Origin of the sequence: Pseudomonas sp. DWP3-1-2, assembly GCF_049896285.1 — a bacterium.
Classification (GTDB): Bacteria; Pseudomonadota; Gammaproteobacteria; order Pseudomonadales; family Pseudomonadaceae; genus Aquipseudomonas.
In genome coordinates this window covers 74,188-97,150 of the sequence record NZ_JAFCTZ010000010.1, presented here as the reverse complement: position 1 = coordinate 97,150, position 22,963 = coordinate 74,188, and the positions used below count along the sequence as shown (strand labels likewise).

Below are 22,963 nucleotides of genomic sequence, written 5' to 3'. Positions count from 1 at the left end.
AACGGGTGCCTCGATCAAATCAATCTGTTAGGGGCTGACTGATGAAACCAAAAAATACCACCGCGCCGCCAAGGGCGCAAGTCTCTGATAGCGAGCCCATCGGGTTTTCTTGGGTGATGCTCAAACAATCCGAGACGACTCTCCAGGCCCTTCCGCTGTTCAGCAATGCGCTAGCGCTAGAGCTGGCGGTGAAGCTCGCACCTGAGTTTCCCGACCGCGAGCTGTACGTTCATGAATCTCATCTTCCGGATGAGTTGTTGGAGTACGTCAAAAGAACTGCATCCCGTCACGCGGATATCGTAGTCAGCTGCCGCTCTGCCGAGCGTCCAGGCCAGGCCTACATGACCCGGCTGGGCGCTATCTCTATATACAACGCGCGGCTTGATCTGTCCGATGAAAGCCCGTGCGTAGGGGGGGCGCAGGCATGAAAACCGACACCACTCTTCGCCTCACGCGCACTCAGTACCGCGTCTTCGCGGAGCAGATTAAGCAGGCCGGGTGCTGCCTTTCTCTCTCGACGTTTCGTGAGCTCGGCAACGCTTGGGGGATGTTCAATCCCATGGCTCAGTCTGTCCTCGTTGACACGACCGAAGCATTTTCCGCTTTCACCGAAAGCCGAATAATTCAGCTGGCGACCAGCATTCGGACCAACGATGTACGGAACTGCCAACGGCCAGAGATTGACTGGGCCGAGCTTGAGGACCACGAAATATACCCATTTGTCGTTGCGCACGAACTCGGGCACCTGATGGACAATTTTGAGATATGGAACATCTGGCGGATTGAAGATCTCGATGTTCAGCTGCGCTGTCAAACTGCCCTGCGTTCGATTAACGAAGTATTAGCAGATCGTTATGGCTGGGAGCAGATTCGCCCTGGTGAACCTGTTCCCTTGTCCGAGCACGGAAAATCAGCGGAGGAAAAAGTGGCCGCTGATTTGGCGCTACTTAATATGCATGCGCCTCGCATCCGGCGCGGCTCCCCTCGCATCCGTCCTGCGGGTCAATACACACATGTCCCAAGAGACATGCTGTTGTCAGCCCAGATGATTGCCTACGTTGGTCCGGCCGTGTCAGGTGAATTGATAGGCCGCGTGCAGGCTCGCTCAAGGGTTTACCGCCGTGATTCCCGGTCGAGGACTAGCCAATGAACCTGGTCACCATTCACAACACTCAGCTCCCTGTCATGGAATACGGCGCCCGTCGCATTGTAACGATGGCGATGGTCGATCAGGTGCACCAGCGTCCTGAAGGCACCGCACGCCGTACGTTCAATGAACACCGCGACAAATTCCGGGAAGGTGAGGATTTCATTGAGTTGGACCAGCCGGACGCAATACGTACGCTTGGTCTGACCCGCCCTCAGGGGGGCACCCCCGGCAAGGTTTTGATCTTCACGGAAATCGGATACCTCATGCTGGTGAAACCGTTCACTGATCCGTTGGCCTGGGAGGTTCAGCGTCAGTTGGTCAACAACTACTTCCGCACCAGTCCGCCGGCCACGCCGAGTGGCCTGCCCTCCAATTATGTCGAAGCGCTCGAGGCGCACCTGGCCGTGGTGAAAGAGAACGCCCGCTTGATGCTGGAAAACGGCCAGTTGAATCAGCTAGTGCCTCAGTTGCCCGATCGATCTGAATCCAGCTTCCATGGCGGTCTGACCCCGACTCAGTTCGCGCGCACCCTCAACGGCGTCAACAGCCAGAAAATCAACTGGCATCTCTCGCGCAAGCGCTGGATCTATGACGCCGAAAAGGACATGCGCCGGGGGCACGTTTGGCGGGTTTACAGCGAGGCGCGCGACAAGCTGCTGTCGGAGGATGCCACGAGCATTCCCCGCCCCGGTAAGTCCCCCCTGGTGCGTTACAAAGTAGTGCTCCTGCCCAAAGGTGAGAAGCGTTTGTGGGAAATGTACGTGGCCAACGAGCTGCCGATGAAAGACGGCTGGGACGGCGAGTTTCGTTACACCCAGCACGTCAGCGAGGACGCCGTATGACCGCGGCAGAATTAGCCCTTCCTGATCCGCTGGTACCAGCCGCAGTCGATTTGGCTGGAATGGCTTTCATGCCCCTGGATGTTTCGAGATTGCTCGACAGCGATCTGTTTGCGCTGTCCACCGGAGAGGAGTTTAAAGCCGCTGTTGCGTTGTGGTGCAAGTCTTGGACACAGGTTCCCGGAGGTTCCTTGCCGAACAATGACCGCGTGCTGGCACATCTCTCCGGCGCCGGAGCGCGGTGGCCAAAAGTGAAAGAGCAGGCGCTCCACGGCTGGACACTTTGTTCTGATGGTCGCCTGTATCACGCGGTGATCGCGGAGAAGGCATTGATCGCCTGGGGTGAACGTCTCGTCTATATAGACCGGCAAGCCGCAGATGCAGAGCGCAAGCGTGCGCACAGGGAGGAAGCCAAGGGGCTGCGGGCCCAGCTCGCCCAGCATGGAATTGGCGTTGCATGGAACGAGACTGTCTCCGCAATGCGCGGTCTTTTGCAGAAACTGCCACAGACCTGTCACACGGACAGTGATGGGGAAGGCGACGCACCTGTCCAGCGGACAGGTCTGTCACCTGCGACGGACCTGTCACCGACTATAAAGAGAGAGGTAAAGGTAAAGGTAAAGGTTTTAGATCAAGAGCATGTCCTCCAGCGCGATGCGCCGAACGACGCGGACATTTTCCCCGACGCTCCGCTGAGCGAACAGGGCGAAACGCATTCGGTGATAACCCTAGAACCTGTTCAGCCCGCTTTGGCGATGGTTCAGCCAGGCTCGACTCGTCAGGCCAAGGCCGAGGTGCTGGCAGGATTTGCCCGGTTTTACGGGTTGTACCCCAAGCGGCAAAAGCGGGCTGAAGCCGAGAAAGCCTGGCTCAAGCTCAGCCCGTCACCGGAGCTGCAAGCCACGATCCTTGCCGCTCTCGCTCAACACGTGCAGCAGGGCGCCTGGCTTCGTGACGGCGGCCAGTTCGTTCCATTGCCAGCCTCTTGGCTGAACGCCAGGCGGTGGGAGGATGAACTCGAGGTATCGACCGGCGAGGCCGCTTCGCCAGCCGGCTCCATCGTGGAGATCTACCACGAGTTTTGCCCAGACTTCGATCCCGTCACGGTGCTGGACGACACGCTGCGCGGGATGCTCGATGAGCGTTGGCGCGAGCACGACATCCAACAGAATCTCGATTTCTGGCGGGACTTTTTCAACGCGACCAAAGGGCTTGGCCAGATTTTCTACCGGGGTCAGAACCGCAAGCCATACCTGGAAGCGCTGGTATCCCGTCAGAACTTTCGTGACATCGTAGAGGGCCGCAACCATGCGTGATCCGTACAGCCTTGAGGCCGAGCACGGTCTGCTGGGGGCGATGCTGCAACGTCCGGAACTCATCGAAACCCTGAGCGATGACCTGTCCGCCGAGTCGTTTTACTTCGCCGAAAACGCCGAGGTTTTCCGGGCAATCATGGCGGTCCGTGCTGCCAACAGGTCCGTTGACTTCCTGACCGTGGCCGACCACATCAGCACGCTACCCAACGGCGACAGTGCGTTGGCGTACTGCAGCGAGATAGTTCGCAGCACGCCCAGCGTGGCGAGTGCTGGCACGTATGCTGGGATCGTCCGCGAACGAGCCATCGACCGCGCCTTGCATGACATCGGCGCCCGGGCGATTGAAATATCCCAGACGAATCAGGACACCCAGTCGAAAATCGCAGAGATTCAAGCGGCGGTTATGTCGATCGACAGCGGCAGTGAGACCGACGACGTCGTGAAGGTCTCCGATGTTCTGGCCGCTCAAGTCGATGTGTGGCAGGAACGCTTTGATCGCCACCTTCGCGGCGAAACGCTGATGGGGCTGCCGACTGGGCTGACCGAGCTGGACGAGAAGCTTGGAGGGCTGCTGCCTGGGCAATTGATCATTGTCGCCGGTCGCCCAGCGATGGGCAAAACCACACTGGGGATGGGCTTTGCCACCTTCGCTTCGGTTCACGCGGGCAAGTCTGCCCTGGTCGTGAGCATGGAAATGGAGGAGGGCGCGCTGACGGACAGGGCGATTGCATCCGAGGGACGCATTCCGTTGGGGGCGATCAAAAACGGCACCGCTTGTGAGAGCCATGCCGAGCAACTCGCCGTCGCGTCCTATTCCGTCAGCCAAGCGAACCTGTTTTTTGCTCACCGCGCCGGCGGTACGGTCGGGCGCATCCGCTCCATGGCCCGCCGCCACAAAATGCGCTATGGCCTGGATCTGCTGATGGTCGATTATCTGCAACTGCTGGAAGGCGAGGGCGGCAACCGTACCGAGGCCGTCAGCAGCATCAGCCGCGGCTTCAAGCTGCTGGCGGTCGAGCTGGGCATCCCTGTGGTGCTGATCAGTCAGCTGTCGCGCAAGTGTGAGGAGCGGCCGAACAAGCGGCCCATCCCCTCCGATCTGCGCGAGTCGGGCGCCATCGAACAGGACGCGGACATCATCCTGTTTGTCTATCGCGATGAGGCTTACAACGAGCATACCGAGGCCAAGGGCATAGCCGAGATCATCATCGGCAAGGGCCGTGACGTCGAGACAGGCACCGTGCGCGTGGCATTTATGGGCCAGTACAACCGCTTCGACAATCTCGCGACCAAGTGGTCAGAGCCTCTTCCTACCCAACGGACGACCCTGGCTCATCGGTATAAGGGGGCCAGCACGCATGCATGAAGCCAAAACGCTGCACGTCATTGTCACCGATGCCGAGATCCGCAAGCACACCGCGGGTAATGTGCGGCAGCTGCGCGATCCTCGCTTTCCCGAACTGAGGTTTCGCTACTCCACTGCTGACCGCGCCAAGGGCGCCTGGCATGTGGTGGTGCGCGGGAAGTGGGGCAAGGCTGGCAATTATCCCGGCATCAATGCCAAGGCGATGCAGTCCACGTTGCCCGCCATCCTCACCCGGCGCTCTGCTGATCCGGACGCGCTGTCCACCACCACCGGTTGGCGTACCGTCGGCGATCTGCTGGCCTGGTATCAGGACCGGATGCCGCGGGACCGTGGCTTGTCGGCCAAGCGTAAATGCAGCGCCCGGTCTGCCGTGAAATGTCATCTGCTGCCTCGTCTCGGCACGCTGCCGCTCAAGCAGTTGAATCATTCGAACCTGGACCAACTGCTGCTGTGGCCCTTGCAGGAAACCCTCTCCCTTTCATTCGTGCGTTCGATCTATGGCGTGCTGGCGGTGAGTTTCCGCCAGGCATTCCGGTTGGGGCTGATCGAGGGCAATCCGATGGCAACGCTTAAATTCGGTGACTTTGTGCAAACCCGTATCCGCCCCAAACCGGCCGGAGTGCGAGCGGATGACCTAGAGGCGCTGCTGGCGCACCTGGTCGACTTCGCCGTGCGCGATGCCACCGGTGCAATGCTCGCCCTGGTCATGCTGTGTCACGGCACGCGACTGGGCGAAACCCGCATGGCTCGCTGGAAACATTTCAACCTCACCGATGGCCAGTGGTTTATCCCGGCTGAGGACACGAAAACCAAGCATGAGCACACGTTGCCCCTGACACCGCAGGCGCGCTCCATGCTGCTCCGTTACCGGGAACGACAGGAGGCCTCCGGTTATCGCGGCACCTTTGTGTTTCCGACTCCTGCCGGCCGGCTGTTGAGTGCCAACCGGGCCAGTGAAATCTTTCGCCAGATCAGCGGGGGGGAATGGAGCAGCCACGATCTGCGCAAAGTAGCCCGCACGGCGTGGATGGATCTGGGCGTCGATTACCTGGTGGGCGAACTGCTGGTCAATCACGCCATGAAGGATCTCGATGCCACCTATATCCACACCACCGCCGAACAACTCAAGCGTGCTGCTTTGGAAAAGTGGCATGCCTGGCTGGATGGTCGTGGGTTTGGTGCATTTCACAATGGGACATATGCAGGACACGGGACATTGCAGGTTGCGCCGCAGCCCTTGCCAAACGTGGCTTCTAGCCAATCCGAGGATGCATTGCACAGGAGGACACCGCTCCTCCCTGAGGGCAAAAAATGAGCAGCCGGACCTATCTGAACAAGTCGTTGGGCGATACCGAATTTCTGCTCGATCAGTGGGGGCGTTGGAGAAAAGAGGGCATGGGCGTGCCGCGGCTTGCCAGTGCCCATTCAGGGCCGAGCGATCGCCCCAGCGCCTGCATCACGGACGACATGGGGTTGACCATCGATGCGGCTGTCAGCCGGCTGACTTGCCGGGATAAGCAGATGGGGCAGTTCATCCTGATCTACTACGGGGATAAACGCCCCGCACTGTGGATAGGGCGTGAGCACGGCATGGGTGAAGCCAAGGCGCGGGAGTTGATAAAGGCTGGCGTTGCCTGGCTGGATGGTTTTTTGGAGAGGGGCACCCTACTGGCTTGACATCCTCGCGGATGGACCGTAGCTTTAAATTAAGTTGGAGAGCTGCGTAAGCCGCCGATTTACTCCACAAAAGAACCCGGCCCTAGAGCCGGGTTCATTGTTTCCGTCCACTTGAAATGAATGTGCGGAGGTTTACCTGATCAGATCTTCGTGCTGAGTTCTGTCTCGTCCAACGCCAACCTCTTACAGAAGCGCGACCGAAATGCGAGCCGCTCCTACCCTCAGGGAGATAGTCCAAGTACTCATGGTTCGGGGCTACCGTCTTGCCCCAGCTATTGATGCCGCACATGTGCCCGTTTCTCGAGGCTTAAAGGCTGGTTCCATTGGACGTGGGGCGCGTCAGATGCCAGCTGCGTACGGCGTTTAGGCTTATTGCCATCATGGAAGTTTTGGGATATGGTCGCTTCACGCAAGCGTATCGCTTGCTTGCTGCAGTTGACATGTAACAGCACTGAGCATGCCTTTAGGGGCGCTTATCGGTTCGCCGATAGGCTCGTCCGGAGGGGGGGCACCGTCCGCCTCCCCCATCCTGGTGTAGTGAATGAACGGTAGGTTCGCCAGAGGGAATTTGGTAGCTATCAGTGTTTTGTGTCAATGAAAGCAACATGTTCCCTCGATGCTCTGTAGTATGAGCTGGCGACGCCTACACTTACTGATGTAACTGGGTGAAACATGGCAGGGATTGCTGGGTCTACGAATTACAAAGTCACTTTGAAGTCAATTTCAACAGTTGAAAATCTGGCGGTGGCTCTCAGCGTCAAACCTGCATTGTTAAGCGAAGCGTTGAGTTTGCCTGACGATAGGCGTTATACCAAGTCAGAGATACCAAAAAGCGATGGAGGAGTTAGGAGGATATACAATCCCGACTATTTAATCAGGTTAGTTCAGCGGCGAATCAATAGCCGAATATTCTCCGATCCAAATATCATATCTTGGCCCGACTTCCTTTACGGTTCCATCCCTAATCACAGGAATTCCTCTGGCCAGGAAGTCAGTAAAGATCACATTGCGTGCGCAGCGGTTCATTGTGGCGCTAAATCTTTATTGAAGCTGGACGTGCAAAACTTTTTCGACAATATCCATAGCAGTATCATATTCAATATATTCAATAAGCTACTCAAACTTCCAGAGCCGGTATCTTCAGCCCTGACGAACATTTGCACGTACGAATTTCATTTGGTGCAAGGAGCTCTTACATCAAGTTATTTAGCCAGTCTTTGCCTCTATGATCTTGAAGCTCATGTAGTCGACAGGTTGTCGCGTAAAGGCATTAAGTACACCCGTTTCGTCGACGATATAACGCTCTCTACGAAAATTTCAAACTTTGATTTTACGTATGCCAGAAGCGTAGTTGAGCAGATGCTCACAGCGAAAGACTTACCCCTGAATAGCAACAAATGCAAAGCCTACTATTCGTCATCGGAACCGCTGATGGTGCATGGTCTAAGGATTTGTTTTAAGGAGCCGCGACTTCCCTCGGACGAGGTACGACGCATTCGTGCTTCAGTGAAAAATATCGAGATAATCGCTGCTGAGCGCGCGTATAGACTTACCCATGCTTATAGGCATGATTTCAACAGATGCATGGGGAAGGTAAACAAACTCGCTCGCTTGGGCCATATACAGCATACGAAACTGGTTGCAAGGCTGGTGGCTGTTTACCCACTTCCATCGAAACGAGATATAAGTAGAGCGCTGCAAATAGTAATGCGACTTGAAAGGGATGTTTCTAACAAGCGGGACACCTATTGGTATGCGAAAAGATTTTACATGGCGCATGAACGCCTTAATATATTGACTCGGTGTTACCCTAGGATTACTTCGATTTTGCGTACGCGGCTGAGAAAGCTGAGGCCTGCTTATGAATAAAAAAATAATTGACCTAACGCGATTTATGTATAAGCGTAGTAGCCTTGTATCTCAGTTGGGTTTAGCGCTGATGTTCGTCGCTATAACTGGCTTAGCGCTGGCTTTAATTGTGTTTATAGTCACAGGGTTAGAAGACGGGCTGTTCGAGCGAACTCTGTGCTTGAAAAACGCATGTATTGACCGTTTTCAGGTTGGCTTTAGTTCGGTTGGTCTGATTCTTCAGGTTACTTGGAATATTGTCGGTGGAATGATTACCGCCGGAGGCATAGTCATTGCGCTGTTGAGCTACTTGGCAAGTGCTAGGTCGTCAGCATTGAATAATCATATTTCACATATGTCAATTTTTTCCACTTATACATACAGCGAGATAGATAAGCGAGACAGGCTCAACCGAAAATCGTTTGACCCGCTGAAGTGGTATAACGCCATATATGGAACAAAGACGCTAGGCGATCTACGCATAACTAATAATTATTATGTGTTCGTTGCCGGTCTGAATCGTTTGATAAAAAAGTCCAATGACTTACTTGAGAAAAGCGAGGAAGGCGGATTCCGTTATAAAGACCACCAGGAACGGATCAAGGAATGCTTGCTGGCAATTGGTATCGAGCTGAAGTCGTTACCTCGATTGGATTTCTATGAGGTGGAAACTCAGGTGTTCGAATTGATAGTGGTCATTAACAAGTCGTTTTGTCATTCATCAGTTGAGTTGGAGCTGGTGGCGCGCAAATACTTGTAGTAATCACGCTGACTTGGAGTCGGTTGTTCCTGCCTCAATCTCACACTCTGGCTCCGCGCCTTGATAGAACCACCAGTCTAACGTTTGCCCCTGTAGCTGCTCAGCCTGGCACCGAGACATATTCGGGACACCATGTTCTTCTCGATCGCTGGACGCCTTTAAAACTATTGCGTGTAAGCCTTTCCCGTATGCATTACAGGGGAGGATACCGCGCGCCTGAAATCCGGGTTTTCACCCTTTTAACGCCATCTGGAGGAGAGATAGCCATGACCGATTACTACCCGGCCGAGGCGCTGGCGGATTCCCCTCAGCCCTTCACATTCGCCGAGGTCTGCCAGATATCGAAACGCTGCAGCGTGCCCACCGACCGCATGGGCGTGAAGCGCTTCACCCGGCCTGATGACTCGGCAGTGTTTCGGCTGTTTGCAATCGGTGCCAGGCAGAACGACCGAACTGAAGCCTACAGCGCGGCCGGCACGCTCGGCGCTGACATCGCAATCAATGGTGGGCTCATGCCTGGCTTAGGCCAGGTTTGTGTCCTTGAACACTTCGCGCCGGCTCAGCCTGGCATGGAACACAACACCAATTGGGCTCAGTAGCCCGTTCACATACCCGAGGAAACACCACATGAAGAACTTTCAAACTCAACGCACCCAAGCCGCGAGCCGTCTCCGCCAGGTTGAACAAGATCTGGACGCCGCGCGCGATGGTCTCCGCCATGAAGATACGCTCAGCGGCCTCAAGCGTATCCAGTTGCATGAGGCGCGTGACAATGCGATGAGCGAGCAGGGCCACCTACAGCGTGAGCTAAACCGGCTTGACCAACTGATCAACCTCCAGCGTGACACCGAGAACGCGGACGCCACCATCAAGACGGCGCGCAAGAAAATCATCGTCGCCCAGAAGGAAATCACCAAGCTCGATAGCAACCGAGAAAAGGTTGCCGGCAAGTTGGCCAAGGTCACCGGTGAGATCACGCAACTGCAAACCCGGGCTGTCGAAGGTGAGCAGAATGCAGCGAAAGACTACGCCGCGGCATTGGCCAGTGGTGATGACGAGGCAGAGCAAGCGGCTCAGACCAATCTCGAGCGTGCCGGTGATGCCGTCGATGATGCGCAGCGCAAGGCCTTGCGTCAGCAGCCGATCGTTAATGCGCTGACCGCTGAGCTGACCGCTATTGATAGCGCGATGGCCGAGGCCGTCGAACAGCTCCGAACCTTGGAACAAGAACAGCTCTATGCCGTTCGTCTCAAGTTGATTAAGGAATGGGACGCTGCGGCAAAGGCACTGATTGAATTGGGCGGCAAGCTCTCGGCGGTCGGCCGCTACGGCTCCGGAACTTCGACCCTCTTGGATGATTTGCACATTCCACTGTTCGGCCTGGGCACTCGCGATGCAATCAACCGCCAAGAGATCGACAGCTACGCCAGCACCGTTGGCCGGGCCGATCTGATCGGGGCCTGATGGTCTGCCAATCAGGCTCGCACCATTATGGTGCAGTGGGTCCTTTGGCAGCCCCCCTGGGGGTGAGGGTAATTCGAGCCCCGGTTTACAACTATGTATGACTTTTTTTGAGGAGGGTTGGTTGTTGTTTTATCACCTCGCTAAGATGCCCGGTTTAGAGCCTTTTCGTCGATTTAATACACCAACCTGACCCCTCAAAACACCAACCATATACCGACCGGCCTTGTCGCCGGCCTGGTCCCCGCTTTCAGCAGCAGAATCCTGCGAGAACCCGACAATGAACACCGCATTCGACTTGGCCAGTTCGCAACCTTGGCTGATGCTTCCTGACGCGCTCGACAACCTGCTGGCCATATCGGAACGCCTGGGTGATCCGGCTGCTCTGGAGGCGCGTCTGGGCCACAAACTGAATAACACCCGCAACGTCGTCATGCGTAATGGGGTGGCGATCATTCCCGTGGTCGGCCCGATCTTTCGTTATGCCAACCTGCTGACCGAGATCAGCGGCGCCACCAGCACGCAGATCTTGGCCACTGATATCCGCCAGGCGCTCGACAACCTAGCGGTGAAATCGATCGTGCTTAACATCGACAGCCCAGGCGGCGTGGCCAGCGGTATCAACGAACTGGCGGACATGATTTATGCGGGCCGTAGCCAGAAACGTATCGTGGCGTATATCGGGGGCACGGGCGCCAGTGCCGCCTACTGGATTGCCTCGGCGGCGCATGAAGTAGTGGTGGATGACACCGCCGTGGTCGGGAGCATCGGCGTGGTTGTTGAAGTCACCGTGGACGCTGCCGCTGCAAAAGGCCCGAAACGTTATGAGATCGTCAGCCGCAACGCTCCTAACAAGCGTCCGGACCTGGCCACTGAGCAGGGGCGCGCCAAAGTAGGCGAAACTGTTGACGCGATGGCGTCCGTCTTTGAATCCAAGGTTGCGCGAAATCTCGGCGTTGCGCGGGCTAGCGTACCGGCGATGGGTGGGCATGGTGGGTTATTGGTGGGGGCGGCCGCGGTGAAGTCGGGCCTAGCCCATCGCTTGGGCTCGCTGGAACACCTGATAGCGGAGCTGTCGAGCCCTTCCGCCGGCGCTATCAAGATTCAGCCCGGCAAACCCAAACCGCTTGGGAGTGTTCGGCCAGGCTTCGCTGCCGCGGCAGCTGCACTTGCAGCCGAGGGCGGGACACCGGAACACGCTCGCGTTCTAACCATTTTGGCAATGGCAGAACTAGGGCTGGAAAATGAGGCAATTGCTGCGGTAAAACAAAATCTTTCCGTCGAGGCGGCAGCTTTGTTCTTCCTGCGGGCCACTTCATCGAAACCGCACCTCGCCGCGGTTGCTCAGCGCCTGGCCATACCAGGTGCGCCTCCGCCGCAGTTTTCCACCAACCAGATATGGTATTTGCGCAGAAGACCCAAGAAGTGACTGCGTCTTTACTTTGGCTTGTTATTTCCTGTATTGGGGCTGCGGTGTCGCAGCCTGGCCGAGCGATTTAAGTCGAACAAGCGCTGCTTGGGGAGGCGCTCACCGAATGCGCGCAAACGGCGGGTGAGCACGCCAAAAGAAACCGCGGAAAAACAGAGAGCGAGCTACGTCTCCGGTGCGGCGGTTTTTTGGGAAAATGCCTCAAAAAAAACGTTCTGAATAAAAGCCTTTTGGACCTTGGAGGGACTAACGACGACAAAAATGTCTGCATGTGACGGCACATCCTCCATTGGAGTTGCGAATACTCCGAACAGTCGCTGACCTTCAGGGTACTCCGCTTCACGAAACGATGAGCATAGAGCTATAGCGTAGCCAGCGTAGATTCGTTTTTTCTCCGGATACCGCTCGTTATGAAGAGCTACTTTATTGAAACCAAACCGATGAATAGACTCGTCGGTTGTCATCGAGTATCTCTGGACTGATACTCCCCGCTGTGAAGCTTCAACGAAAGCGCCTTTTGTGAACTCTAGTAGTCCATCAACGTGGCTAGGATCCTCTAATACCCTTGCAAGGTACTCGCTATCCCCGACCTTCTCGCTGCCGGAGACGACTGGATAGCCTTCGGCATCATTCAAGGTGGCCGCGCAAAAGTTACAGGCGGCCAACAGGCTATGCCTATCCTTCGGATCTGTCGCCCCGTCAAATATTCCCAACACTCGGTGAGGCATGCACCAACCTCACAAGCTGCGAATTAGTTCGAGAGAGCGGGCAAGTTGCCTTGGCTCTTCCATGTCAAACTCATAAGCTTCGATGTCTTTAGTTGCCCTATTTTTCATGAAGAACGTTGCACTAAGATCGCCATAGAAGGAAAGCGATATGTAAATATCATCTGTATCGAATATATACATGGGGATGCCCTCATGGTCCAAACCGGGCAATATATTCGGGCAAGACTCTACATTGGCACTTAGCAATCTCAGAAATACTGTTGCATCATCCAGACTACTAGCTTTAGGCGGAGGGGCGTTATCCCCATCCCATCCTTGAGATAATGACGTGTAAGCCTCTAGCGCTCGTTCAGCGTCTGAGCAGTAAGCCCTTAAGACTATATCCTCGTCCTCAATGCAGACTAGGTCGGAGCTGCCTTCCCACCAAGGTTTAAACTGGTAATCTGATGGGCATATGGTGACCGACTCTAGGTCGCTCCAAAGGAAGTGTGGTTCCGGTGCCGCTGTTTTACTAACTATATTTAAACACAGATTCAATGCGTTGCTTGCTAGTTCGCTGGTAGCGGAAGGACTCTCAAGCGACGGAAGGTTCACATTGCTCCGAGATGCAATGAATCCGGAAAAACTGTTGAATTCCGTAGGGTCAGATTTCAAAAGCATAGTATTCATTTTATTTCCCCGTCATCCTTTGACAGACCAATTCTTTTTCTAAGCTTTTCTGAAAGTAAGTTTGCTAATATTATCTTATGTTCAGTTCTCAAAAACATCGTGCAGCTTTCAAGTAGCGGCAGGAATGTTTCATCGGTTTGGCTATCGCTTATTTTTAGCACGTGGAAAAGTTCAAGAGATAATATGTACTTAAGTTCTGTATCATCACCAGTTGTTGCGTCATCTGGCATTATCAATGCGTGACTAATTTTTACATTGTGCAGCAAGTGCTCGTCTTCGCTCTGGCGTTTGTCAAAAAAACCTATCGAGGAGTGCCAGAATTCACCCCTCTGAAGGCACGCTTTTGCAACGAAATCCGTATTAGGGTTTAAAGCTTCTTCAATCGGCCAATCGATATCTTCCGCGATGAATTCATCATTATAAGTAAGGACGATTCTGTCGATCTTGTGGCCGGACTGAGCGAATGCATGATTTGCGATACCCATAGTGAATGCCGCTTCAGCAAAAAAACTGGCGAAATTTGTATAGGCCCTGCTAGTGAAAGACGCGCGCTTTTGAAAAATCTCAAATCGCGTCATTTCTTTTTCAGCTGCTTTGCTAAGGAAAGCATAGCCAACCACATCAGCAGCGGATGCTTGGGACTCATGCGAATCAGGTCTACCTCGGCGCATGACACGCCGTAGCGGAAATTTCGTTTTGAGGCGGGCACCTTCACCTTTGATCGATGCCAAGCCAGCGCCATCGATCTCCCCGCGAAACTCACAAATCAGCGAAATTGACTCGATAGAGTGAGCGCCAGAAATGGGTGTCAGCACAGAAAATATCCTTAGGTTCGAGATCCGCTTGGGCTCTGATGATGCAAGCCTAATAGTACAGTAGCAGGGATGCCAGAAGCACAGCATTCCTATCTTAAAAATTCGCTTTCGAGGCTGTCATTTAGCTGTCATTTCTGAGCCAAATCAGCCCCATTAGACGCAAAAAAAGCACTGTCGCTTGCTGCTAAGTGCTTGTTTTGTATAGCTTGTTTGGTGGAGCCGGGGGGATTTGAACCCCCGTCCGCCAGTACTCCGCTGTCGGTCCTACATGCTTAGCCGTGTCTATTGAGTTAACCCTCAGCCGCCCGACGGGCAGGGTGCATTGGGCGAGTTGTGTAAGTTTTAGCCGCTTCGTCCACAACGTACTGCACGGCGATTCTGTTCTATATGACAATCACTTCGGGTTTACAGACATCCCCTAGTGATTGCTGGAGCCGAAGCTACCAGAAGTGCGGGCTAGGCTGCTTACGCAGCTAGTTGAGCACCGTAGTTATCGTCATTGGCAACTATAAGTAGTTGCAACAGTGGATTTACGACTTCTGTTACCAAGTCGGCATGCACCTAGAGTTTCGCAACCGGCGTCGAATCCGAAACGGCCCCAGCTGACTGCTTTCGCAGTCAGGCCGCGGAGTGTACTCCAGTGAGCTTCTCGCGTCGACCTTTTGACTCAACTCAAGCTCCGGCCAGCCGCTGGGCTGGCCGTGGCAGAGGCGTTACTTGGCGCCCTGGCTGCCCGAACCGATGCTCTTCAGGGCAGTGATTTCTTTGGTGGTAATGGCGATGCATTCCTTTTCGTTGTTGGCCTGCTTAGCGTCCTTGGCCTTTTCGATGGTTTTCTGCAGCTCGGCTTTGGAGTCGGCGCTGAAATTGGTGTTGCTGGACGCTGCGGCATTTTCGAGCGTTTTGATGTTGGCACCACACAGATCATCAGCGGCGAATACAGGGGAACCCAACAGGGCGGCGGTGAGGAACAATCCAGTCAGTGCTGTGCGCTTCATGTGTATCTCCTTAAGCCTGTGGACTCGGTATGGCCGCTAGGTGAGGCCGATGTCCGAGGTTTTGATCAGCCCGATTTATTTGCGGGACTATCCAAACTGACTGTGGTGAAACGCAGGGGTTCTATTTATTTTCGCGAGCAGGTGAAAAAGCCATGTCGGGCATAAACCGACAAAAAAGGGGCGATTGCCGCCCCTGTGTGGCTATCGGGTTGTCTTCGGTTGGGTGACGCGGTCCACCAGATACACCAACCCGTGATAGTCGATCCCGCCATGTTGCGACAGGCCGATCTCACACGTGCGGCTGGTGGATATCCCCTCGTTGCAGTACTGCACGGCATCCTTGAGGCTGCGTAGGGCGTGGGCGTTCAGCTCCGGGGTCGTGAAGCCTTTATCACCGGCGAAGCCGCAGCAATGAATGCCTTCGGGGATCACGACGTTGATGCTGCACAGCCGCGCCAGCTCAATCAGCGCCTGGCTTTCGCCCAGGTGCTGAGTGCTGCAGGTGACGTGGACGGCGATGGGTTCTTGCTGGGGGGTGAAGGTCAGTTTGTCCAGCAGGTGCGTGCGGATGAATCGCACCGGGTCGTACAGGTCCAGGCGCGTTTCTTTCAGGTCCTGCACCAGGCGCAGCGTGCAAGGGCTGGTGTCGCAATAGATGGGGTCGAGTCCGCCGCGACTGGCCTTGGTCAGTGCGGCCAGCAATTGCTGACGTTTGCTGTCGGCCTGTTCTTTGTAACCTTTTGATTCAAACGGCTGCCCGCAGCACAGGCTTTCCTGATCATCCGGGAATACCACTTGATAACCGGCTTTTTCCAGCAGGCTGCGGGTTTTGTCGAGCAGCGATGTTTGCTCGCGATCAGCGGCTGCCGGGCCCATGACCCGAGAAACGCAGGCCGCCAGATAAACCACGCGTGGGCGCTGGTCCTCGACGGGCGGAGTGAAGCGAATGGCATGTTCGGCCTGAGGCATGGCCGGCGACCATTGCGGGACTCGCCCGCCGGAAGCCTTGCTCAACGTGCCGGACAGTTTCGCCAGCCTTGGCGCGCCCAGCAGCATGCGGGCACCGTTCGCCACGTGCAGGGTAAAGCGCGCGCCCTGCAATGCGGTTTTGAAATGCTCCGCGAGCCACCCGGCGGCCTTGCCGTGGCGGGCCTCCTGGCTGCGTAGTTTTTTGACCAGCTCGCCGGTGTTGATGCCCACCGGGCAGCGTTGTGCACACAGACCGGTGGCGGCGCAGGTTTCGATGCCTTGGTAGTGGTAGTCGCGCTCCAGATCGGTGGTGTCGATGCCCGCGCGTTTTTTCGCCTGGATATCCCGCCAGATGACGATGCGTTGCCGTGGGCTGAGGGTCAGGCCTTTTGAAGGGCAAACGGGCTCGCAGAAACCGCACTCAATGCACTTGTCGACGATCTCGTCAGCAGCGGGCAATGGCTTGAGGTGCTTCAGGTGGATCTGCGGATCTTCGCTGAGCACCACGTCAGGGTTGAGAATACCGTTGGGGTCCAGCAGGCGCTTGAGCTGCCACATCAGTTGATAGGCGTCATGGCCCCATTCCAGTTCGACAAAGGGCGCCATGTTACGACCGGTGCCATGCTCGGCCTTGAGCGAGCCGCCGAACTCGACGGCGACCAGTTGCGCCACATCGTCCATGAACGCCTTGTAGCGAGCGACCTCTTGCGGGTTGTTGAAGCCCTGCGTGAAGACGAAGTGCAGATTGCCTTCCAGCGCATGGCCGAACAGGATCGCCTCATCGTAGTGATGCTTGTCGAACAGCGCGATCAAGCGCCGCACGCCAATGGCCAACTGCTCCACCGGAAAGGTAACGTCTTCAATAATGACCGTGGTGCCGGTCTGGCGCACTGCGCCGACGGCAGGGAAGGTGTCTTTGCGGATGGCCCAGAGGCGGGCGTTTTCCAGCGGGTCCTCTGTGAAGTCGACCTGCTTTTCCACCGGGAACGAGGCCAGCGACGCCATGATTTGCGCCAGCTGTTCGTGCAGCAAGTCGCGACTCGCGGCCCGGGCTTCGATGAGCAGGGCGCAGGCGTTTTCCGAGAGTTCGCGGACGAAACCGGGCATGCCCGGCTTGTCCTGCACCGAACGCATGCTGCGTCGATCCAGTAATTCGACGGCGGCAACCGGTTGGGTTTTCAGCACCGTCACGGCGTTGCAGCAGGTTTCCACATCCGGGAACACGATCAGCGCCGAGGCTTTGTTCGGGTGATCGATCACTGTGTCGTAAGTGACGGCACTGATAAAGCCCAGGGTGCCTTCGGAGCCCACCAGCAAGTGGCTGAGGATATCCAGTGGCTCGTCGTAATCCACCAGGGCGTTGAGGGACAGGCCGGTGGTGTTTTTGAGGCGATATTTATGACGAATCTTGTCAGCCAGTTCGGTGTTGGCCCGGGTTTCGCGGCCCAGTCGGGCAAGCTGTTGCAGCAAGTCGCCATGGCTGTTGCGAAACGCCGCGACGCTGTGCGGGTCTTCAGTGTCGAGGCGTGTGCCGTCGGCGAGGACCAGACGAATGCCCGCCAAGGTGTGATAGGTGTTCTGCGCGGTGCCGCAGCACATGCCGCTGGCGTTGTTGGCGACGATGCCGCCGATCTTGCAGGCGTTGATCGACGCCGGGTCCGGGCCGATCTTGCGCCCGAACGGTGCGAGCCAGGCGTTGGCCTGTGCGCCGATAACGCCGGGTTGCAGTCGGATTTGCGTGCCTTTGTCCCGCAGCTCGCGGCCGTTCCAGTTATCGCCCAGTACCAGCAATACCGAATCGCTGATGGCCTGACCCGAGAGGCTGGTGCCCGCCGCGCGAAAGGTCACCGGAACCTTTTCGTGCTGCGCCAGTTTAAGCAGGGCCACCACTTCATCTTCGGATTCAACGCGAATCACCAGCTTGGGGATCAACCGGTAGAAGCTGGCGTCGGTGCCGAACGCCAGGGTCGACAGGGCATCCTCGAAGCGGCGGTCGGCTGGAATCAAGCGCCGTGCTTCGTCCAGAAATGCAGTCGGCAGACTCATGCATCCTCCAGGATCAACACGACCAGATCTTTCGGACCGTGTGCGCCATAGGCCAGGACTTGCTCGATGTCGGCGGTCTTGGACGGGCCTGAAACCAACAGCGCGTTGGTCGGCATGCCGCCGGCCCAATTTTGTTTGCGCTGCACTTCATACAGGTTGTCGTAAATCTCGCTGGCCTTGAGCAGGGCGAAATGCACCGGTGGTACCAGACTCATCAGGCGCGGCTCTTCCCGGGTGGGCCAGATGATCAGGCTGCCGGTGGCGGCGATGGCGCCATTGGTGGTGGTCAAACTGGCCGGGGTGTCATCAAACAACTCGGTTTTCCAATCCTCCACCGGCCGGTCATAGGCCTTTAGAGGCGGCAGCTCGGGATGCATGGCCCAATGCTCGCTGACGCGGCGGCCATGGGGTGTGCCGGGGGCAATCAACAGGCTCGGCAGTTCGCGCGCCTGCACCAGTTGGCCCAGGCGCTGCGGCCAGTCTTGTTCGCTGCACAGGTGTATTTCGGTGTGAACCGCTTCCATGAGTTTGCGCAGTTGCGCGACGCGCTCCTGTGCGGGATAGGTCCACGGCTGAGTGACCAGATCTTCATTGAAGTTGTCAGCGATGGGCGTTGCGCCTGTCAGACTGTTGCGCAGTTTGGCGAGGATGTTTTGCTTGGCGCTCATCAGCGGTCTCCAGACGGCTTGTTCAAGTGTTCGCGGGCCATTTCGTGCAGCGAACGGGCGGCCGGTTTAGGCGCACTGTGGTTTTGCGTCCAGGGGCCGACATTGCCTGGCACCAGGTTGCGCAACCGTGTGGCGACGTAGCCGAACACTCGGTACAAGCCGGGCGAACTGTTGAGCCGTGACCAGGCGTTCCAGATGAAGCGTTCCTTGCGTGAATATTTGCTGCCCTGGCCGCGCATGACGGGGTGCGGTGTGTCCGGCGCTTTGACGTTTTCTTCCCGCAGACGACGCAGCAGCGCCGGGATCGGGATTTTCACCGGGCAGACTTCGCCACAGGCACCGCACAGCGAGGAAGCGCTGGGGTGATCGGGCACTTTGGCCAGGCCCACCATGTGCGGTGTGATGATCTTGCCGATGGGGCCGGGGTACACCTCGCCGTAGGTGTGGCCGCCGACGCGGGTATAGACCGGGCAGTGATTCATGCAAGCGCCGCAGCGAATGCAGTTCAGAGTCTGACGCAGCTCGCTGTCCGCGAACGCCTGGCTGCGGCCGTTATCCAGCAGCACCAGATGCACTTCATCCGGGCCGTCCAGTTCGTCGGGCTTGCGCGGGCCGGAAATCATGTTCACGTATGTGGTAATCGGAATGCCCAGCGCCGAACGGGTCAGTAACGATAAAAGAGGCACGGTATCGCGCAGGTTTTCCACAACCTTTTCAATGCCGGTCACTGCGATATGCACTGGCGGAACCGTTGTGCACATCCGCCCGTTGCCTTCGTTTTCCACCAGCAGCAGCGTGCCGGTTTCAGCGATAGCGAAGTTGACCCCGGAGACGCCGATGTCGGCTTCGAAGAACTTCTGGCGCAACACCTTGCGACCGATCTGAATCAGTTGATCGACATCCGTGGTGTATTCCACGCCCAGCTTTTCATGGAACAGCTTGCCGACCTGGCGAGCGTTCTTGTGAATGGCGGGCATGATGATGTGCGACGGCTTTTCGTGGTCCATCTGAACGATGTACTCGCCCATGTCCGCCTCAAGGCATTCCACGCCCCGCGCGCCGAGGAAGTCGTTCATCTCCATCTCTTCGCTGACCATGGATTTGCCCTTGATCACCTGTTTGGCTTCATGGGCTTCAACGATGGACAGCACGATCTGGTTGGCTTCGTCGACCGTTTCCGCCCAATGCACCTTGACGCCATTGCGGATCAGGTTGCGCTCCAGTTGCTCCAGCAGGTCGGGCAGCTTGGACAGGGCGCGGGCACGAATCGCATTGCCCAGCGAGCGCAGGTCTTCGCGCTCCTCGGGGTCGCTGAAGGCGGCGGCGCGCTTGGTCATCAGCGAGTCCATGGCGCGACGGAAATTGCCCCGCAACTGTTGATCGCCAAGGGCTTCATGAGCGCGCGCGCGGAAGTCCTCTTCGACCTGTACGAGCGGAATTCGGGTTTGCGCGTTCATCGCTGACCTCCGGTACGTTGCCACAGGAAACTCGCCAAATGCTGGCCGCGCAGCGCTGCGCGTTGTTTTTCCAGGGAGCCGTTGATATTCATCAGGCAGCCGCAGTCGGCAGTGAGGATCTGGTTCGCGCCGGATTCCTGCAGGGAGCGGGTTTTGTCAGCGACCATGGCGCCGGAAATATCCGGCATGCGTACGCTGAATGTCCCACCAAAGCCGCAGCATTCGCTTTCATGGCCGTGGTCGACACGTTCAACATTGCCCAGCTGTGACAGCAATTCCCGTGCGTGCAGATGGGTGTTCATTTCGCGTCTTGCCGAGCACGAGGTGTGCAGCGCCACTTTGATCGGCGCGCCCTGGTCGCTTAGCTGAACCTTGCACACGAACAGCAAAAACTCGGTCAGCTCGTACGTGCGCGCGGCCAACGCCTGGACCTGCTTGAGGGTGTGTGGCTCGTCGTGGAACAGGTCGGGATAGTGTTCGCGGAACATACCGGCGCAGGAGCCCGAAGGCACCACCACGGGATAATCGCCCGCAAACAACGCCAGTTGAGCGCGCGCCACCTCTTTGGCCTGCTCGGTGTAGCCAGAGGTATAAGCCGGTTGGCCGCAGCAGCTCTGGCCTTGGGGGTAATCGACCTTGATGCCCTCACGCTCCAGCAGGTAAATCGCATCCATGCCCGCTTCCGGGTAGAACAGGTCAACCACGCAGGTGCCGAAGAGGTAAACCTTTTCGGGTTTCTGAGTGGGGTATTGGCGCGGGGCATGACGCGGCGGTGCGACGCGGGTGGCATTGGGGGAGGCGTTGTAGAAAAGATCGCTCATCAGGCGTTACTCCGGGTGGACCCGGTTATCCGTGCGGCATGCACAGGGATCGTACAGGCCGACCGGGTTATGAATTGCTGACGCCGCAGGGTCAGTGCGGCGTCAGGATTACACGCGTTTCGGTGATCAGTGAACCAGCATGCCCGTGAACCAGTAAGCCTGGGCATACGTGATGCAACCCACGATGGTCGCGAAGAACAAGCTGTGTTTGAGGGTAAAGCGGAACAGGTCCGATTCCTTGCCCACCAGCCCGGTGGCGGCGCAGGCAACGGCGATGGACTGCGGCGAAATCATCTTGCCCGTCACGCCGCCGCTGGAGTTGGCCGCGACCATCAGCACATCACTGACACCGATCTGGTGCGCGGTGGTGGCCTGCAACGAACCGAACAGTGCGTTGGCCGACGTATCGGAACCGGTCAGGAATACGCCCAGCCAGCCCAGGAACGGTGAGAAGAACGGGAAGGCTGCGCCCGTGCCGGCCAATACCAGTGCCAGCGTGGACGACATGCCCGAGTAGTTCATGACGAAGGCGAAAGCCAGCACCATGCCGATGGACACGATGGCCCAGCGCAGTTCCTTGAGCGTTTCCTTGAAAGTGGTCAGACCAGTACCCGCACTGATCTTCAGCACGATCATCGACAGAATGGCCGAGAACAGAATCGCTGTGCCGGATGCGGCGATCAGGTCGAACTTGTAGATAGCTGGCATCGCCGTCGCCTTGGCGACAATCGGCGCGCCCTTCATGACCAGTTGGTCCAGGTGCGGAATGGCGATGTTCAGTGTCCATGCCTGCATGGCGCCGCCCGCTGCGAACATGGCTTTGAACGGTTTCAAGGTCCAGATGGTGACCATGACAGTCAGGATCAGAAACGGAGACCAGGCTTTGAGGATTTGTCCCATGGTGTACGGGGATTTGACCTGACTGCGCGGCTGACCGAAACCGCCCGCGCTGCCCATGACGGCGGCGCCACCGGCTGTGGCGACCACAAACTCCGAATCCGCAGCGCGCTGTGGCTGCCAGACTTTGAGGAACAGGGTCAGAGCGACCAGGCTAACCAGTGCTGACGTGATATCCGGCAATTCCGGGCCGATGTAGTTGGACGTCAGGTACTGGGTGATCGCAAAGCTCAAACCTGCCACCAATGCCGCTGGCCAGGTTTCTTTGACGCCACGCACGCCGTCCATCATGAACATCAGCCAGAACGGCACGAACAGCGACAGCAGCGGCAATTGACGGCCGGCCATTGCACCGATCTTGAAGGGGTCGATCCCGGAAACCTGGCCCGCCACAATGATGGGAATGCCCAGCGCGCCAAATGCCACAGGTGCTGTGTTGGCAATCAGGCACAGGCCTGCGGCGTAAAGCGGGTTCAACCCCAGGCCAACCAGCAGCGCCGCGGTGATGGCAACGGGAGCGCCGAAACCGGCAGCACCCTCCAGGAAAGCCCCGAAGCAGAAGCCAATCAGCAGCACTTGCAGACGCTGGTCATCGGTAATGGACATGACCGAACTGCGGATGATCTCGAACTGGCCGCTCTTGACGGTCAGTTTGTAGAGAAAAACCGCGGCGACGATGATCCACGCGATGGGCCACAAGCCATACGCGAACCCGTACCCGGCTGCAGCCAGGGCCATGTCGGCTGGCATCTTGAACGCAAAGATTGCCACCAGCACGGACAAGGCCAATGTGATGCTGCCCGCGATATGCCCCTTGAGCCGGAAAACCGCCAGGGCCAGGAAGAAGAACACGATAGGGATGAGCGCAGCGGCGGCTGAAAGGCCAAGGCTGCCCAGAGGTAGGTAGAGTTGTTGCCAGGTCTGCATATAGGTGGCCCCTAATTGTTTTTGGTTAGGCCCAGTGTTCCGTGTTCACGTGCGCGGCTTCGATTCGACGTTATTGAAGCCAACGTCTTGCCGATGCTGACGAACGAATCGCACAGCTCACC

The 22,963-nt window shown here is 57.0% G+C and carries 21 protein-coding genes and 1 other RNA gene; 12 read left to right on the top strand and 10 right to left on the bottom strand.

Going from position 1 to position 22,963, the window contains the following annotated elements; translation table 11 throughout:
• Nucleotides 1–41 precede the first annotated feature (41 nt).
• From ACP7B0_RS19325 to ACP7B0_RS19270, 12 genes are all read left to right on the top strand, one after another.
• Entirely contained in the window at nucleotides 42–428 is a 387-nt protein-coding gene (locus ACP7B0_RS19325) for a hypothetical protein (protein WP_426143205.1), read from the top strand.
• Nucleotides 425–1,150 (top strand): hypothetical protein, encoded by a 726-nt coding sequence (locus ACP7B0_RS19320; protein WP_426143204.1) that lies wholly within the window; start codon nucleotides 425–427, stop codon nucleotides 1,148–1,150. Before ACP7B0_RS19325 ends, ACP7B0_RS19320 begins: the two co-directional genes overlap by 4 nt.
• Nucleotides 1,147–1,992 (top strand): ORF6N domain-containing protein, encoded by an 846-nt coding sequence (locus ACP7B0_RS19315; RefSeq protein WP_426143203.1) that lies wholly within the window; start codon nucleotides 1,147–1,149, stop codon nucleotides 1,990–1,992. The genes ACP7B0_RS19320 and ACP7B0_RS19315 overlap by 4 nt, the downstream gene beginning before the upstream one ends.
• On the top strand, nucleotides 1,989–3,305 hold the full coding sequence (locus ACP7B0_RS19310) for a DUF1376 domain-containing protein (protein WP_426143202.1): 1,317 nt from the start codon (nucleotides 1,989–1,991) through the stop codon (nucleotides 3,303–3,305). Before ACP7B0_RS19315 ends, ACP7B0_RS19310 begins: the two co-directional genes overlap by 4 nt.
• Nucleotides 3,298–4,671: a replicative DNA helicase gene (gene dnaB / locus ACP7B0_RS19305; protein WP_426143201.1), complete on the top strand. Its 1,374-nt coding sequence runs from the start codon at nucleotides 3,298–3,300 to the stop codon at nucleotides 4,669–4,671. Before ACP7B0_RS19310 ends, dnaB begins: the two co-directional genes overlap by 8 nt.
• Complete coding sequence (locus ACP7B0_RS19300; protein WP_426143200.1) at nucleotides 4,664–5,986, top strand: tyrosine-type recombinase/integrase; 1,323 nt, start codon at nucleotides 4,664–4,666, stop codon at nucleotides 5,984–5,986. Before dnaB ends, ACP7B0_RS19300 begins: the two co-directional genes overlap by 8 nt.
• Complete coding sequence (locus ACP7B0_RS19295) at nucleotides 5,983–6,348, top strand: antiterminator Q family protein (protein ID WP_426143198.1); 366 nt, start codon at nucleotides 5,983–5,985, stop codon at nucleotides 6,346–6,348. The genes ACP7B0_RS19300 and ACP7B0_RS19295 overlap by 4 nt, the downstream gene beginning before the upstream one ends.
• Nucleotides 6,349–7,020: 672 nt before the next feature.
• Nucleotides 7,021–8,217: a reverse transcriptase family protein gene (locus ACP7B0_RS19290; RefSeq protein ID WP_426143197.1), complete on the top strand. Its 1,197-nt coding sequence runs from the start codon at nucleotides 7,021–7,023 to the stop codon at nucleotides 8,215–8,217.
• Nucleotides 8,210–8,956 carry a retron Ec48 family effector membrane protein gene (locus tag ACP7B0_RS19285; RefSeq protein WP_426143196.1) on the top strand — a complete coding sequence of 249 codons (747 nt, stop codon included), beginning with the start codon at nucleotides 8,210–8,212 and terminating at the stop codon, nucleotides 8,954–8,956. The genes ACP7B0_RS19290 and ACP7B0_RS19285 overlap by 8 nt, the downstream gene beginning before the upstream one ends.
• Nucleotides 8,957–9,222: 266 nt before the next feature.
• On the top strand, nucleotides 9,223–9,555 hold the full coding sequence (locus ACP7B0_RS19280) for a hypothetical protein (protein WP_426143194.1): 333 nt from the start codon (nucleotides 9,223–9,225) through the stop codon (nucleotides 9,553–9,555).
• A 28-nt stretch (nucleotides 9,556–9,583) separates the two neighbouring features.
• Nucleotides 9,584–10,420: a hypothetical protein gene (locus ACP7B0_RS19275; RefSeq protein ID WP_426143193.1), complete on the top strand. Its 837-nt coding sequence runs from the start codon at nucleotides 9,584–9,586 to the stop codon at nucleotides 10,418–10,420.
• A gap of 277 nt (nucleotides 10,421–10,697) precedes the next feature.
• Nucleotides 10,698–11,846, top strand: coding sequence for a S49 family peptidase (locus tag ACP7B0_RS19270; RefSeq protein WP_426143191.1), 1,149 nt, complete (start codon nucleotides 10,698–10,700; stop codon nucleotides 11,844–11,846).
• A 164-nt stretch (nucleotides 11,847–12,010) separates the two neighbouring features.
• Here ACP7B0_RS19270 and ACP7B0_RS19265 read toward each other — a convergent pair whose 3' ends face one another.
• From ACP7B0_RS19265 to ACP7B0_RS19220, 10 genes are all read right to left on the bottom strand, one after another.
• A complete protein-coding gene (locus ACP7B0_RS19265) occupies nucleotides 12,011–12,481 on the bottom strand; it encodes a hypothetical protein (RefSeq protein ID WP_426143190.1) in 471 nt (156 codons plus the stop codon).
• 102 nt (nucleotides 12,482–12,583) lie between these two features.
• Nucleotides 12,584–13,243, bottom strand: a complete 660-nt coding sequence (locus ACP7B0_RS19260) for a hypothetical protein (protein ID WP_426143189.1) — start codon at nucleotides 13,241–13,243, stop codon at nucleotides 12,584–12,586.
• Nucleotides 13,240–14,058, bottom strand: coding sequence for a hypothetical protein (locus ACP7B0_RS19255; protein ID WP_426143188.1), 819 nt, complete (start codon nucleotides 14,056–14,058; stop codon nucleotides 13,240–13,242). Before ACP7B0_RS19255 ends, ACP7B0_RS19260 begins: the two co-directional genes overlap by 4 nt.
• A gap of 211 nt (nucleotides 14,059–14,269) precedes the next feature.
• Nucleotides 14,270–14,658, bottom strand: a transfer-messenger RNA (tmRNA) gene (ssrA, locus tag ACP7B0_RS19250).
• Between the two features lie 113 nt (nucleotides 14,659–14,771).
• Complete coding sequence (locus ACP7B0_RS19245) at nucleotides 14,772–15,056, bottom strand: hypothetical protein (RefSeq protein WP_426143187.1); 285 nt, start codon at nucleotides 15,054–15,056, stop codon at nucleotides 14,772–14,774.
• Nucleotides 15,057–15,257: 201 nt separating this feature from the next.
• Entirely contained in the window at nucleotides 15,258–18,071 is a 2,814-nt protein-coding gene (locus ACP7B0_RS19240) for an FAD-binding and (Fe-S)-binding domain-containing protein (RefSeq protein WP_426143186.1), read from the bottom strand.
• Entirely contained in the window at nucleotides 18,068–18,739 is a 672-nt protein-coding gene (locus ACP7B0_RS19235; RefSeq protein WP_426143185.1) for a LutC/YkgG family protein, read from the bottom strand. Before ACP7B0_RS19235 ends, ACP7B0_RS19240 begins: the two co-directional genes overlap by 4 nt.
• Nucleotides 18,739–20,196, bottom strand: a complete 1,458-nt coding sequence (locus ACP7B0_RS19230; protein WP_426143184.1) for a LutB/LldF family L-lactate oxidation iron-sulfur protein — start codon at nucleotides 20,194–20,196, stop codon at nucleotides 18,739–18,741. Before ACP7B0_RS19230 ends, ACP7B0_RS19235 begins: the two co-directional genes overlap by 1 nt.
• Nucleotides 20,193–21,017: a (Fe-S)-binding protein gene (locus ACP7B0_RS19225; protein WP_426143183.1), complete on the bottom strand. Its 825-nt coding sequence runs from the start codon at nucleotides 21,015–21,017 to the stop codon at nucleotides 20,193–20,195. The genes ACP7B0_RS19230 and ACP7B0_RS19225 overlap by 4 nt, the downstream gene beginning before the upstream one ends.
• A gap of 126 nt (nucleotides 21,018–21,143) precedes the next feature.
• Entirely contained in the window at nucleotides 21,144–22,841 is a 1,698-nt protein-coding gene (locus tag ACP7B0_RS19220) for a lactate permease LctP family transporter (protein WP_426143182.1), read from the bottom strand.
• Nucleotides 22,842–22,963 lie beyond the last annotated feature (122 nt).